Origin of the sequence: Gillisia limnaea DSM 15749, assembly GCF_000243235.1 — a bacterium.
Classification (GTDB): Bacteria; Bacteroidota; Bacteroidia; order Flavobacteriales; family Flavobacteriaceae; genus Gillisia; species Gillisia limnaea.
Map to the genome: position 1 here is coordinate 438564 of NZ_JH594606.1, position 15453 is coordinate 454016.

At 38.2% G+C, this 15453-nt stretch carries 12 protein-coding genes; 5 read left to right on the top strand and 7 right to left on the bottom strand.

Going from position 1 to position 15453, the window contains the following annotated elements; genetic code table 11:
- Nucleotides 1-12 precede the first annotated feature (12 nt).
- The 3 genes from GILLI_RS03655 to GILLI_RS03665 all read left to right on the top strand — a co-directional run bounded on the left by GILLI_RS03655 (nt 13) and on the right by GILLI_RS03665 (nt 6237).
- On the top strand, nt 13-702 hold the full coding sequence (locus GILLI_RS03655) for an LOG family protein (protein ID WP_006987776.1): 690 nt from the start codon (nt 13-15) through the stop codon (nt 700-702).
- A 92-nt stretch (nt 703-794) separates the two neighbouring features.
- Nucleotides 795-3611, top strand: coding sequence for a gluzincin family metallopeptidase (locus GILLI_RS03660; RefSeq protein WP_006987777.1), 2817 nt, complete (start codon nt 795-797; stop codon nt 3609-3611).
- Between the two features lie 214 nt (nt 3612-3825).
- Nucleotides 3826-6237, top strand: a complete 2412-nt coding sequence (locus tag GILLI_RS03665; RefSeq protein ID WP_006987778.1) for an alpha-ketoacid dehydrogenase subunit alpha/beta — start codon at nt 3826-3828, stop codon at nt 6235-6237.
- A gap of 83 nt (nt 6238-6320) precedes the next feature.
- Here GILLI_RS03665 and GILLI_RS03670 read toward each other — a convergent pair whose 3' ends face one another.
- The 3 genes from GILLI_RS03670 to GILLI_RS03680 are packed head-to-tail and all read right to left on the bottom strand — an operon-like array spanning nt 6321 to nt 9182.
- Nucleotides 6321-7838, bottom strand: coding sequence for a PH domain-containing protein (locus tag GILLI_RS03670; protein ID WP_006987779.1), 1518 nt, complete (start codon nt 7836-7838; stop codon nt 6321-6323).
- Entirely contained in the window at nt 7828-8343 is a 516-nt protein-coding gene (locus GILLI_RS03675) for a PH domain-containing protein (protein ID WP_040506378.1), read from the bottom strand. The genes GILLI_RS03670 and GILLI_RS03675 overlap by 11 nt, the downstream gene beginning before the upstream one ends.
- Nucleotides 8343-9182 (bottom strand): 1,4-dihydroxy-2-naphthoyl-CoA synthase, encoded by an 840-nt coding sequence (locus GILLI_RS03680; RefSeq protein WP_006987781.1) that lies wholly within the window; start codon nt 9180-9182, stop codon nt 8343-8345. The genes GILLI_RS03675 and GILLI_RS03680 overlap by 1 nt, the downstream gene beginning before the upstream one ends.
- Before the next feature lie 154 nt (nt 9183-9336).
- On the opposite strand from GILLI_RS03680, the gene GILLI_RS03685 reads away from it, so the two are divergent.
- Entirely contained in the window at nt 9337-9825 is a 489-nt protein-coding gene (locus tag GILLI_RS03685; protein WP_156798635.1) for a hypothetical protein, read from the top strand.
- On the opposite strand, the gene GILLI_RS03690 is transcribed toward GILLI_RS03685, so the two are convergent.
- From GILLI_RS03690 to GILLI_RS03705, 4 genes are all read right to left on the bottom strand, one after another.
- A complete protein-coding gene (locus GILLI_RS03690; protein WP_006987783.1) occupies nt 9819-10658 on the bottom strand; it encodes a CvfB family protein in 840 nt (279 codons plus the stop codon). The genes GILLI_RS03685 and GILLI_RS03690 overlap by 7 nt on opposite strands.
- A 69-nt stretch (nt 10659-10727) precedes the next feature.
- Entirely contained in the window at nt 10728-12461 is a 1734-nt protein-coding gene (menD, locus tag GILLI_RS03695; protein ID WP_006987784.1) for a 2-succinyl-5-enolpyruvyl-6-hydroxy-3-cyclohexene-1-carboxylic-acid synthase, read from the bottom strand.
- 126 nt (nt 12462-12587) lie between these two features.
- Nucleotides 12588-13730 (bottom strand): chorismate-binding protein, encoded by a 1143-nt coding sequence (locus tag GILLI_RS03700; RefSeq protein ID WP_006987785.1) that lies wholly within the window; start codon nt 13728-13730, stop codon nt 12588-12590.
- Nucleotides 13731-14150 carry a PaaI family thioesterase gene (locus GILLI_RS03705; RefSeq protein WP_006987786.1) on the bottom strand — a complete coding sequence of 140 codons (420 nt, stop codon included), beginning with the start codon at nt 14148-14150 and terminating at the stop codon, nt 13731-13733.
- Nucleotides 14151-14551: 401 nt separating this feature from the next.
- On the opposite strand from GILLI_RS03705, the gene GILLI_RS03710 reads away from it, so the two are divergent.
- On the top strand, nt 14552-15298 hold the full coding sequence (locus GILLI_RS03710; RefSeq protein WP_006987787.1) for a LytR/AlgR family response regulator transcription factor: 747 nt from the start codon (nt 14552-14554) through the stop codon (nt 15296-15298).
- Nucleotides 15299-15453 lie beyond the last annotated feature (155 nt).

Here is a 15453-nt window from a genome sequence, read left to right on the forward strand (position 1 = left end):
ATAAAAACATTGATGAGGACAAAACAAGGAACCAAAGCCTGGAATGAAATAAAAACCAATGATTCCTGGGCCATTTTCAAAATAATGGGGGAATTTGTAAAGGGATATGAGAAACTAAGCCAGATTGGCCCCTGCGTCTCCATCTTTGGCTCCGCCAGAACAAAGCCGGATCAAAAATATTATAAGTTAACTGAAAAAATAGCCCAAAAAATAGTAGATCACGGCTATGGAGTTATTACAGGAGGTGGCCCCGGAATAATGGAAGCAGGAAATAAAGGTGCCCATCTTGCGGGCGGAACTTCCGTAGGATTAAACATTGACCTGCCTTTTGAGCAACATGACAATCCATACATCGATTCAAATAAAAATGTGGATTTTGATTATTTTTTCGTTCGTAAGGTAATGTTCGTTAAATACTCCCAGGGATTCGTTGTGATGCCCGGCGGTTTTGGTACACTCGATGAACTTTTTGAAGCCATCACCCTTATTCAAACCAATAAAATAGATAAATTCCCAATTATTTTGGTAGGGACCGAATATTGGAGCGGACTGCTGGAATGGATACGTAACACACTACAGGACGAATTTGAAAACATAAGCGATGGCGATATAGACCTGGTTCAATTGGTGGATACCGAAGACGAAGTAATAGAAATCCTTGATAAATTCTATGATGAATATAATTTGAGTCCTAATTTTTAAAGAAGCCCATTCATACTATTTTTATTACTTGAATTATTTTTGAGCATAATTAACCATACCCTGGTTTACTAATCTTTTAAAGTCTGTACCTATTGAAACTTAAAGGTAATTTATTGGTCCTTTTCTCATTGTTGGCCCTTAGTACTTGCTTTGGGCAAACTACCATGAATATAACCGCGGTTTTAAATGATTCCATTCAAACATTTAATATTCAGCAGGAAATCTTATACGAGAATTCCGGAGAGGATACACTTAGCGTTATATATCTAAATGATTGGGCCAACAGTTATAAGGACAAAAGCACTCCATTGGCCAAAAGATTTGCTGAAGACTACATTCGAAGATTCCATTTTGCAAGATCTGGAGAACGGGGATCTACCAAAATTTATAGTATCACAGATGAGAATGTACAGCTATACTCCTGGGAACGGCCGGAAGAAAACCCCGATTTAATCCGTGTAAATTTACCACGACCATTATTGCCGGGTAAAAAAGCAACCATCAATCTACTCTATCAGGTAAAAGTTCCTTCAGAAAAATTTACCCGATTTGGGTATGACGATCTTGGAAATTATAAACTTAAATACTGGTACATCACCCCGGCAGTTTATAATGGGGAATGGCAGTTATACAGTGATAAAAACCTAGGAAATCAATATGCAGCACCTGCGAATATCAATATTAAACTTTCCACACGTCCTTATTTATATGTAGCCTCGCCCCTAAAAACAGAGCGACTTGTAACTGAAGATAAATATAAAACCACCTATTTAACTGGTAAGAATACGGTTACTTCAGATCTATTCCTTACTAAATCCTATAGATTTGACGCAATTTTGGTAAACAAAAAAGAGGTATTGACCAATCTTGAAGATGAAAATCTAAACCCTCAAATGAAAGGCTTTATAATAGACAGGATCCTCAAGTTTCTGGAACAAAGGCTTGGCTCTTATCCACATGAAAGCCTAATGATTACAAGGGAGGATTACCTAAATAATCCGGTTTATGGATTAAATCAATTACCCAGGTTTATACGGCCTTTCCCGGACGGGTTTCAATATGATATTAAGCAATTAAAAGCGATCACCAATCAATATCTTAAAAACACCATTCTTCTAAATCCAAGGAAAGAACAATGGGTTTATGATGCCATTCAAATTTCATTGATGCGGGATTATGTGGATACGTATTATCCTAAGATGAAAGTCCTTGGGAGTTTGAGTAATATTATAGGTATCAAATGGTTTCATGCTGCCGATCTTGAATTTAACGATCAATATCCTTTTCTATACCTACATATGGCCAGGATGAACCTGGATCAGCCGCTTTCCACCGCGCAGGATTCCTTGGTGAAATTTAATCAGAATATTGCCAATGCCTATAAAGCCGGAGCAGGCTTAAAATATGTTGACGCATTTTTGGAAACAGATGCGGTTAAAAACTCCATTTCTGAATTTTATAAGACAAATCTCCTGAAACCTTCTAATGAGTTTGATTTTCTTGAGATCCTTCAAAAAAATGCACAAAAGGATATTTCCTGGTTTTATAAAGATTTTGTAAAAACGAACCAGAAAATTGATTTCAAAATCTCAGGATTAAAAAAATCCCCGGACTCATTAAAGGTTACCATAAAAAACAAAAGAAATAATGCCATGCCCGTATCGCTTTACGGCCTTAAGGACGGCGAAATAGTTTACAAAACCTGGGTTGAGGACTTAGGAGAAGCTAAGGAAGTAACAATTCCAAGAGATAATATAGATCGTCTGGCACTTAATTATGAAGGTGAGATTCCCGAGTTAAATCAACGGGATAATTATAAGGGAGTAACAAAACTCTTAAATAAGCCAATTCAATTCCGATTGTTGCAGGATGTGGAGGATCCAAGGTATAATCAATTATTCTTCATGCCCGAATTTTCATACAACCTGTATGATGGTATTGCCATTGGACCTAAATTATATAATAAGACGATTCTTAACCGAAATTTTGATTTTAAGATTTCCCCAAAATTTGGTTTTAACAGTAAAACCATTGTGGGATCCGCTTCGATTGCCAATACTCATTATTATGATGATCAGGATCTTTTTGCCCTGCGCTATGGAATTGGTGGCACGCGTTTTTCCTATGGATTTGATTTGTTCTATGAAAAGTTCACGCCTTATCTGGGATTCTATTTCAGGAATTCATATCTACGGGATAATGAGCGCCAAAGCCTTTTTCTGCGGAATGTGAATGTTAACCAGGACCTTGATCCTTTAAACCCTGTAGAACAACCGGAGTACAATGTATTTAATGTTCGTTACAATTACAGCGATACGAATCTTGTAGATTATATCTCCGCCGGGATCGATTACCAAATCGCAAAAAATTTCAGCAAGGTTGCCCTGGACGTGGAATACCGAAAGCTTTTTAAGAACAACAGGCAAATAAATCTCCGGATGTTTGCCGGTACCTTTATTTATAATGATGAAAGGGACAATGATTATTTCAGCTTCGCACTGGACCGTCCAACCGATTACCTTTTTGATTATAATTACTACGGAAGAAGTCAGGCCAGTGGTTTGTTTAGTCAACAAATCATCCCGGCAGAAGGTGGATTTAAATCACAGTTAGAACCCGAATTCGCAAATCAATGGATGACCACCTTTAACGCGAATACCAACATTTGGAAGTGGATCTTTGCCTATGGAGATGTAGGATTGGTTAAAAACAAAGGTCAAGATGCCAAATTTCTGTATGATTCGGGCGTGAGAATGAGTTTGGTTCAGGATTATTTCGAAGTTTACTTTCCTGTTTATTCTAATTTAGGATGGGAAATTGCCCAGGAGAATTACGATCAAAAAATTAGATTTATTGTCACTTTAGATATTAATACGCTGTTAAGACTCTTCACAAGACAATGGTATTAATAAATTTTTAGTTGTACCTTATCAGCCTTGGGGATAATGAATTTTTAAGAAGCTACATTATAGAATTCTTAATAAATACTAAAAAAACCTCTTTTAATTATAGAATCAATAATTAAAAGAGTTTTTAAATGGAGATAGCAAAAATTTATTGCCTTTTATTGAATTGTATTTATCCATAGATTTCGTTACATTTGTTACACTCTAAAATAATTTCATGCAAAGCGAAACACAATCCAAAGAATCCATTTCTTTTGAAGATTTTAAAACAGAGGTTTTAAAAGACTATAAACTCGCAGTCACCAGCCGTGAATGCAGTCTATTGGGAAGACGTGAGGTACTTACCGGAAAAGCCAAATTTGGAATTTTTGGAGATGGAAAAGAAATCCCTCAACTGGCGATGGCCAAAGTCTTTAAAAATGGAGATTTCAGATCCGGATATTATAGGGATCAAACTTTTATGATGGCCATTGGAGCCTTGAATATTCAGCAATTTTTTGCAGGGCTTTACGCCGATACTTCTATAGAAAACGAACCTATGTCTGCCGGAAGACAAATGGGTGGACACTTTACAACACATAGCTTAAATGAGGACGGAAGCTGGAGAAATTTAATGCAGCAAAAAAATTCCAGTGCCGACATTTCCCCTACAGCCGGGCAGATGCCTAGATTATTAGGTTTGGCGCAAGCTTCAAAAATTTATAGAAATGTAGAAGGAATAAATTCTGAAAAATTTTCAGAAAATGGAAATGAAATTGCCTGGGGAACCATAGGAAATGCCAGTACAAGCGAAGGTCATTTTTGGGAAGCTATCAACGCAGCGGGAGTTTTACAGGTGCCAATGGTGATGAATGTTTGGGATGATGAATACGGCATCTCTGTTCACGCAAAATACCAAACTACAAAAGAAAATATCTCTGAGATTCTAAAAGGATTCCAACGGGACGAAGACAATAAAGGATACGAAATAATAATTGTAAATGGCTGGGATTATGTAGCTCTTGTAGAAGCTTATGAAAATGCCTCTAAAATTGCGAGAAAATCTCACTCTCCTGTATTGATCCACGTTAAGGAACTCACACAACCCCAGGGACATTCTACTTCCGGTTCTCACGAACGCTATAAAGATGCGGAACGATTGGCATGGGAACGGGAACATGATTGTAATGTTAAATTTCGGGAATGGGTAATCGAAAATAATTTCGCTACCGCCGAAGAATTGGATGAAATTGATAGCGATATCAAAAAACAGGTAAGGGATGGAAAAAAAGCGGCCTGGGTTGCTTATACAGATCCTATGAAAATAAAGATGAAGGAGCTTTTACCTTTATTGGATCAGGCGGCAAAAGCCAGTGAAAACAAGGAAGCCATTCTATCTTTCAAAAAGGAGATCTCAGAGATCCAGGAGCCATTGAAAAAAGATCTTTTGATAGCGGCCAGAAAAAGTCTACGCTATTTAACAGGAACCAAAAGTGATGCCCGAACCCAACTTATCACTTGGATAGCGAAATACACCAACGATTCCCAACCTGAATACAGCAGCAATCTATACAGCGAATCTGCGGAAAATGCAATTTATATAGATGAGGTAAAACCTGTTTATGCTGATGATTCCAAAGAAGTAGATGCCAGGATCATCCTTCGTGATAATTTTGATAAAATATTTGAAAACAAGCCTGAAACCTTGATTTTTGGAGAAGATGCGGGTGAAATTGGGGATGTAAACCAGGGGCTGGAAGGACTTCAGGAAAAATACGGAAAGTTACGCGTAGCCGATGTTGGTATTCGGGAAGCTACAATCCTTGGACAGGGAATTGGAATGGCCATGCGAGGATTGAGACCTATTGCCGAAATTCAATACCTGGATTATGTGCTGTATGCCTTACAAATTATGAGTGATGATCTTGCAACCCTGCAATATCGTACCAAAGGAAAACAAAAAGCACCACTTATTGTACGAACCCGGGGACACAGACTGGAAGGGATTTGGCATAGTGGCTCACCAATGGGTGCTCTTGTTCATTTATTGAGAGGAATGCACATCCTGGTACCTAGAAATATGACCAAAGCCGCCGGATTCTATAATACTTTACTGGAAGGTGATGAGCCTGCATTGGTTGTAGAATGTCTTAATGGATACAGGTTAAAAGAAAAACTCCCAACCAATATGGGAGAATTTAGAACCCCTATTGGAGTTGTGGAAACCATAAAAGAAGGAAAAGATATCACGCTGGTTTCCTATGGCTCGACATTAAGACTTGTAGAACAAGCAGCCAAAGAACTGCAGGAATCAGGTATTAATGCCGAGATCATCGATGTGCAGTCGCTGCTACCATTCGATCTTAATAAAGATATTGTTAAGAGTGTGGCAAAAACAAATAGATTGTTGGTAATAGATGAAGATGTTCCGGGAGGAGCTTCTGCCTATATCTTACAACAAATTATAGAGGAACAAAACGCATATATTCATTTAGACAGCAAGCCTCAAACCCTGGCAGCAAAACCACACAGACCGGCCTACGGTACAGATGGAGATTATTTCTCCAAACCTTCTGCTGAAGATATCTTTGAAAAGGTGTATGCTATTATGAATGAGGCGAACCCGGAAAAATACCCTGGATTAAAATAATAAGTCGTTAGACAAATCAGAATAAAAAAGCCACGAGTCCGCTACCAAAAGTTAGTGAATTCGTGGCTTAACTATTTACTTATTTACATCCATCCTTTGCTGGCAGTTTCAATTTTAAAGAGAATATAATTTAGATATGGAACTATTTTTTTATCCACCGCTCTAAACGAAACATCCCCACCGGCAGTATGAAATGTAATATTACAAACATTTCTTTTCTTATACCAAATTGGCTGTATAACACTTAAAGATTGTAATTTATAGGTTTCCACCGTTTCTTCCTTCTTATTCCATACGCCAGATTTCAAGCGGAGAAAATCATCAGAGATCTGTAATTTTTTAGAGCTGAAAAGTTTGAGCTGCCAGATAATTCCTATAATAAAATAGATCCCGACCATTACTGTCCAGGTATTAAATGCAATAAAATCTGTGAAAATTGGAAAAAAAGCACTGAGCGCTATTGGCAGAAAAACCGACTGGAACATCTGGCGGAATAATAAGATCCTGTCTGGAAGAAAAGTTTTCTCCAGGCTAACTTCGACGCTGGCATCAGCATACACGAAGGATTTTATCTTTTCAACCGTTGTTTCACCAAGACCCGGAATTTTAATCTTCGATTTTTCCAGGGTATTTTCACTGCTTGCAAGGGAAAAACGCGCCTCGTATAAATTTAGCCACTTTTGAACAGGATTGGTCGTGACCTGTAATAGCTGAATTCGTCTGGGTTGCAATGAAATCTTTGTATTGGTTTTTAATCCCATTTCAAGTTCAAGACTGTTTTTGCTTTGCTGAAGTTTAAGTCCGTAGTATTTGATAAAAACCTCAACAACCGTAATAATCATACTTAGCAGCAACATCATGATGGCGATAATAACAAAAACTCCCACAGATTCCAGAAGTCCTGGAATTTGGTTCAACTGCTCATCAAGATCTTCAGAATAATCTTCTACAAAAGGCCTTAATTCATTGAAAATAGTCGAAAAAAACACAAAAATCAGAGCAAGTCCACGCAGGTAATTGGTACTAAAACCTATTTTTAAAAGATCGGAAAAATTTAATTTATGCGTCCATAAAACCTCCTTGTTGGCAGGATCTTCCAATTCTTCAGTCTCAGTTTCAGCTATTGCAGCATCCTTTTTCACCTTTATCAACAGGGCTGAGAGTTTATCTGCCTTTTCCTTTGAAATAGCTTTTATACTTATCTCTTTATCGCTGCTGCCAGCAGTTTCAATAACCAGACTATATACATTTATAATACGCTGTAGGATAGAACGCTTTAAATATACCTGTTGAATTTTGTCGAAGGGAACCGCGATATCTTCGGTAGAAAAAACGCCTTTTTGAAGCATGAATTCTTCTTTGGAATAATCTATATGAAATAAAAACTTCCTGTAATACCAGTAACTATAGATAAGTGCAAATATCGCTAAAATGCTTATCCCCAGTCCTACAAAAAACAAGATCCTTCCTCCCGGGCTTTTAAGCAGAAAATAAACCCCAAGTACCCAAAATCCCTTTACAAATTTATAGATGGTCGTGAGAAAAATAAGCAACACCCCTATCCCCGATTGACGCTGGGGTGTAGAAAAATCAGCTCTCATCTTCAGCGATCTTTTTAGCCAGGGATTCCTTTAGCCGTACTGCAAGTTCCGGTTCCAGACCAGGAATTTGAATATCGCCGCCGCTTCCTCCGGCTGTAAATATATTTAGGGTCGCAATTCCAAAAAATTTATCCAGAACTCCCCTTGATATGGTAGCATGCTGAATCCTGTTAAAAGGAACTACGGTAGTTCTGCTTATAAGATACCCCCTTCTATATAAAACATCTCTTTCCCGAATAGCATAGCCGTATTCATCCTGCATTTTGATGCTATTCCAAAGTTTAAAACCAAAAAATAATACAAAAAAGACGATCCCGGAATAGATGTAATAGGTTTCTATTTGATAATAAAACAGCAATGCAACAACTATTAAAACTATTACAAGGAATATTCCAGATTCCACCAAAACTTTTTTAAGATATTGAGCAGAAATAGGATTAAAATTAACCTCCTCATAATTGGGAAGGGAACTCAGGTCTATTTCTTTATTCGAAAAATTTTCCATTAAGGAAGCCATTTTTTGACAAAATTAGGTTTTCTTTTTTCCAGAAAGGCATCCCTTCCTTCTTTGGCCTCATCGGTCATATAAGCCAATCGGGTTGCTTCCCCTGCAAAAACCTGTTGTCCCACCATGCCATCATCGGTAAGGTTCATCGCGAATTTCAACATTTTTATGGAGGTTGGGGATTTTGCAAGGATTTCCTGGGCCCATTCAAAAGCGGTATTTTCAAGTTCCTCGTGAGGAATTACGGCATTCACCATTCCCATTTCAAAAGCTTCCTGGGCAGAATAATTCCTTCCTAAAAAGAAAATTTCCCTGGCGCGTTTTTGGCCTACCATTTTGGCGAGATAAGCAGATCCATATCCTCCGTCAAAACTGGTGACATCCGCATCGGTTTGTTTGAAAATCGCATGCTCCTTACTGGCAAGGCTTAGATCACACACCACATGCAAACTATGCCCGCCGCCAACAGCCCAGCCGGGAACTACTGCGATCACAGCTTTTGGCATAAATCGTATTAAACGTTGGACTTCAAGAATATTAAGCCTGTGCATCCCGTCCTCACCAACATATCCCTGATGGCCTCTCGCCTTCTGGTCTCCGCCGCTGCAAAAGGAATACACTCCGTCTTTGGAAGAAGGTCCTTCTGCCGATAATAAAACCACGCCTATAGAAGTATCTTCCTGTGCATCGTAAAAAGCCTGATACAATTCACTGGTGGTTTTTGGCCTGAACGCATTCCTAACATCCGGACGGTTAAAGGCTATCCTCGCAACTCCATTTGCCTTTTTATAGGTGATATCTTCAAATTCTTTTACCGTTTTCCAATCAATGATATTCATATGCTTTGTTTTACCGTAAAAATAGGATTTTAAAGTTAAATGTACGGTTTCCTTTTCATCTTAAAATATCAATTGGATAGCCGGATTACCAATCATATTTAATTATAGAATGCTCTTTAGCACAATTCTTGATATATTTGAAAAAACTTCAGAAATGAAAAAAATAGGAATACTTTTCTTTTTTATCTTCATATCCTATTTCGGAACTGCCCAGGAAATCCCTGCTGTTACCGATGCTTCTTCAGAATTTATTATTAAAAGAATCGAAATTATTCCCTCTTTAAGCATTTTATCGCCTGAAATTCCCAACACCGGAAATTTCAAAATACGAAGTGTAAATTTTGATCCTGAAAATGAATCCCGCGAAGTAAATATGGCCGAATTCATGGCACGGGAAAGAAGGATGAAATCAAGAACGGTGCAACTCGCTCCTCCGGTACAGTTGCCTCAAAAGGATAACTCCATTTCCGTAGGTCGCAATACCGATTGGAATACAAGTCCGCGGTTTTTTAACCAATCATTCAGCCCTGAACTTCCCGGAAGCGGAACCAGAAATGCTGTTTACAGGAATGCTGCTGAAGGGACGGGACATTATTACCTTACACGGTACAATCCTTTTGCCAGAAGAGGTTATAATTATTGATCTTTTTTAAGATAGATCCCGTCTTCCTTAATATCTATAAGGCGTTGCTTGTATAAAGTACCAATCGCCTTTTTAAAGCTTTTTTTACTCATTTGAAGTGTTCTCTGGATTTCCTGCGGGGAAGATTTATCGGTGAGTTTTAGATGACCTCCCTTAAGTGCTATTTCATTCAATATATCCTGAGCGTTGGGCTCAATACTTCTATATCCCGGACGCTGCAAGGTGATGTCTATTTTCCCGTCCGGCCTTGTTTTCTTAACCCATGCCTTTAAACGGTCCCCGGGTTGCATATCCTGAAAAATATCATCCTTAAAGATCAAACCCTGATGCAGTTCATTCACGATTACATTCATTCCAAGATCTGTAGGATTTGCTACAATAATATCCACTTCCTCAAAAGGTTCTACCGTTAATTCTGTATTATCTAAAAAAGCATTGGTTTTACTGGAAGCAACCAATCGATTGGTCTCCTGGTCCAAATAACAAAAAACCAGGTACCAGCTCTCTTTCCGCATTTTTGAAGCCATCTCGCGATAAGGAACAAAAAGATGTTTTTCCAGCCCCCAGTCCAAAAAAGCGCCAATATCAGATACTTCCACGCACTTTAAATAAGCGAATTCGTCAAGCTTAACATAAGGCGTTAATGTAGTAGCAACCGGCCTTTCCTGATGATCCAGATAAACAAAGACCTGTATCTCATCTTCCAAATTAAAGGTTTCCGGTTTATATTTATTAGGCAGTAAGACCTCATCCCCTTCGTCATTTCTCAAAAATAATCCGGGTTCCGTATCACGGTCAATTATCATCGTATGGTATTCACCAATTGTCAGCATAGCTAAATTTTAAAACGCAAAGATACTTTAATAAAAAAGATTTCCCCCTTTTGAAAATTATCTGTCTCTTCAGGATTTCATAAAACTAAAGTACTCCAGTAAAACCTCATCATTAATTTGACGCGGAGTAAAGATTTCCAGTAACTTTGGCTTTTCTGAAACTTCATAAAATCCATGTAAGGCTTCACTGATCTCTTCGGAATTTTTAGCTGAAAGATATTCAATGTCATACAATTCACATACAGGTTTTGTATTCATTTGATGTATGGTTTCAAAATACGTATCAAAATTTTCGGTATTTTTATTTCCCGGAAGAATTCTAAAAATCCCACCGCCTTCATTGTTCAGAACAATTATTCTGAAGTTTTTTGGAATGTAATTGTTCCACAGTCCGTTGCTGTCATAGAAAAAGCTAAGATCACCGCATATTAGCAAAGTAGGATCTTCATTGATGAGCGCAGCTCCTACAGCGGTAGAAACGCTTCCATCTATCCCGCTCGTGCCGCGATTACAAAACAACTTCTGAGATTCGTCCCATTTAAAAAGTTGTGCATACCTAACCGTAGCGCTATTTCCAAGCTGTACATTATACTTTTTTGGAACCGTTGGCACAATTGCCTGCATTGCTTTAAAGTCGGAATATTGGATTTCCTGCACATATAGATCGTGCCGCTCCTGTCTTTTTTTCCTGATATTTTTCCAATGAGAAGCATAATCGCTATTCCCTTTTTCAAGCAACGGATGAAACTTCCTGAAAAAGGAATTGATGGAAGTCTCAAAATGCTTGTTTAAACAGAAGAAAGTATTGTATGCCTTTTTAGGATCCACGTGCCAGTGATGTTCCGGCTGAAAATTGCGAAGAAAAGACTTGATCTTTTTTGAAACTATCATCCCCCCGAAGCTTAGTAATATATCCGGCCTTAAAGCCTCAAATTGTTTTGCTGCATCTTCGCTTCTTTCAACAGGGCCTATCAGGGTATCTATACGGGTAAAGATTTCCGGGTGATTTAAATTTGAAGTGGTTTCGGTCAACACCAACACCGATTCATCCTGAGCGAGAAAATCCAGGAATTTCTGTTCCAGCACATTTGGCTGGGCAACCCCCACAATCACAATTTTTCGCTTGGCCTTGTTCCAGATTTCGGCATAGGCTGACAGTTCCTTTTCAGAATAATCCCGTTCCCGGATTTCCGGCAGGATCTGCAAGGGGTTGACCGATGCTTTTTCTACCATGTCATACAACGGCTCATAAAAAGGCACATTAATATGAACCGGACCCTTTCCTTCCAAAGCTTTATTCAGTGCAAGATTGATCTCCCGTTCATTGTGTTTTTGAGATTCAAATTGTTTCTGCTGTAATTTTTTATCTGCAGAGGTATTCTCCAGCACGATTTCAGAATAGAGATTGGCGGAATACAGGATATGGTTCTCGAATACATTTTTTTGTCTAATGGTTTGTCCATCTCCAATATCTATACGTTCTATTGGGCGGTCTGCGGAAATCACCACCAAAGGAATATCGCTGTAAAAAGCTTCTGCCACTGCTGGATAATAATTCAACAATGCCGATCCGGAAGTACAGACCAACGCGACTGCTTGTTGAAGTTGTTGTGCCATCCCCAATGCAAAAAATGCTGCACAACGCTCATCTACAATGCTGTATGCTTTAATTTCGGGATGATGGGTAAAGCCAATGGTTAATGGTGCATTTCGTGAACCCGGGGAAATCACAACATGTTTAATTTTTTTTGATACGCACAAAGCAACTATAGACTGAGCTACGGGAATTTTGGAATATTTCACAGAATTTCTGTTTTTAAAAAACTTGAACTGAACCTCGCAACGTATAGAAACCTGTGAGGTCCCCGGTGGAGGTTATAATCAATCAAAATTACGATTTCAAAAGGTTTTTATCCCAAATTTTAAACCTTATTTAAGAAGCACTGCCTTCATGGTTTCAGCCTTATTTTGGGTTTCCACCCACTCTGCCTCTGGATCGCTGTCTTTTGTAATTCCGCCGCCAACGAACAAAACGGCCTGCTTCTCTTCAAACTTCATACATCGCAGGTTTACAAATAAATTCGAAGTGGTTATAATACTTGCATACGCCTGGTTTTCCTGATTCCTTCGGTTCCCGCTACGTTTGATTTCCTTCTTCAAATTGAGTTCTCCTAAAAATCCGGAGTAATATTCCCTGTCGTAATTTTCATTTTCCAGGATGAAGTTTTTGGCGGGTTCCTTTGGAAGTCCGCAAATGGCAGGAGTTGGATGAATTACAGAGATCAACTTTCCCAAATCTTGAGATTCCGGATATAAAAATCCGGAGATATTGGTTTTTAAATGCAGTAAATTCCCGGCTTTAGCTGTAAAAGGATGAGATTTTTCGATCTTCTCAACAAAGGGTTTTAAATTCTCCATAATAGAATCGGTAACAAATTGCTGTTCCTGCTTTTCCTTTTGCCCCCAAACAACCTCCATTTCTCCCGCATATTTTACAGTTCCTGCAAGTGCCATCGTTTTAAACCGGTTCCGCTCAATTTCAAGTAAGGTTTCGGGAGTTGCACCAAGCCATAATCCCGTTTCCGGATGAAACCATATATATACAAGCGCTGTTGGATACAACTGGAGTAATTCCTGAAAAATTTTTATAGAATCCCGTCCTTGTAGTTTAACAGATTCCCGCCTTGAAAGCACCACCTTTTTAAAAATCCCTTTTTTTATTTGCTCTATCCCCTTTTCCACTAAAGCTACATGCTGCTTCCGGGCCGTTTCAACTTCAATTTCAGCGATAGATGAATTCCTGAAATCTTTGTCAATTTCTGAAAGATCAATGTTGGTTTCCAGAAATTCAGATTGAGCTGCAGGAATAAGGAATTTAGGTTTATTGGCAGCAAAAGGAGCGAATACAAAGCCGCTTTCAGAAAAATTCAGGATTTTATAGGTTTCAGAATTAGATTGCAGAAATGCTTTTATTTCCCCTGTAGGCGTCGATGGTTTTTTATAAGCTACAAAAGGCAATTTCTTCTCCAGCTGAAACCGAAGTTTATCAAAAAATTCTTCAGAAGTGATCATTTATTTCTTTTTAGGCAACGCGATGGTTGTCAATTTTACCAGGGAGACCAGATTATCTTCAACATCTGTAATTCGTATATTCCATAGCTGAGTGGTTCTTCCTTTGTGAATAAATGTTGCTTTTGCAAATACATATCCTTCAGAAATACTTTTTATATGATTGGCAGAAATTTCAATGCCGCGGATATAAAAATCTTCAGCATCCATAAAAATATGAGAAGCCACACTGCCAACACTTTCGGCCAATGCCACACTTGCACCCCCGTGCAGGACTCCGTCCGGTTGGTGGACCCTGGACGTCACCGGCATCCTGGCGGTAACAAAATCGTCTCCTATATCTGTAAATTCTATATTCAGGGTTTCCATCAAAGTGTTTTTAGACATTTCATTACACTTTGCCAGAATTTCTTGTTTCTCCATTCCTATTAAGATTGTTTTCTTTGTAAAAATACAAAACGCGGTCTGAAAAATGAACTTTTAACTGGAATCCCATTTTTTATATTAGGAAGAATAGCCGGATTCCTTGTTCCAATAAAATAAACATCAATTTTTAGGTAATTATGTATTATATTAGATCCCTGTACCCCTTAAATATATGCTTTCTGATGCCAGGAAGGTTCCCATCCCCTCCCCCAAAAACTCCTACTTGTCCTTTTGAGATTTATTTAATTAAAAAACACAATGACAAACGTACCTTTTTTGACCGACAATTTTTTCCTTAGATTTATTTCGGAAGTTTTCTCAAAGGATAGGAGCTTCAGGCATACCTCAGAATCCATTCTGGTTTTAATCCTTCCCTTGGACTTAAATAACTTTATAAGATGACTCAACCTATTCAAATATTAGTAGTTGAGGATGAAATGATCATCGCGGCCAATATTTCCATGCAGCTTACAGAAATGGGGTATGAAGTTTCAGGAATTATTCCCAGGGGGGAAGACGCCATAAGCCATATTAAAAACAACCTCCCGGATATTGTGTTGATTGACATTCAACTTAAGGGAGAATTAGATGGAATAGAGACCGCCCAAAAGATGCAGGAATTCCATAATAATCTTGCCATTATCTACCTTACAGCAAATGCGGATGAGGCAAATTTTAACAGGGCTAAATTAACCCGTCCTTATGCTTTTATCTCCAAACCCTTTAAAAAATTAGATTTACAACGCAGTATTGAGCTTACAATTCATCAATTAAAAAGTAATATCACTACCCCATCCAATGATTCTAAAAATGGGGCTTCCTCCTATATTTTAAAAGATTGCCTTTTTGTTAGACACCGTGAGACTATGGTAAAGTTAGATATTAAGGACATTCGGTATATTCAGGCAGAACGCAATTATTGCAGGATATTTTCAAATGAAAAGGAATATTTGATAGTGACCACGCTTAAAGACATGGACGAAAAACTACCTCAAAAACATTTTTTAAGAATTCATAGATCTTACATTATCAATCTCTCCCAAATAGACGAGATAGGCGGTACTCACGTAGTTATTTCCAGAAAAGCAATTCCTATGACTAAAGGAATGCGCACCGAGCTCTTAACAAGGCTACAGACCATCTAGCTTACCAAAAGGTACTTTGGGAACTTAATTAACCCCTTAGGACATTTTTAGGTTGCTTTCATCATAAGCTACTTGTTTTTAGATTTATACAGATTTACTTTTCTATGAAATCAACTTAAAATCAGGAAATCATGAAAACCTGATTGCAAATAACA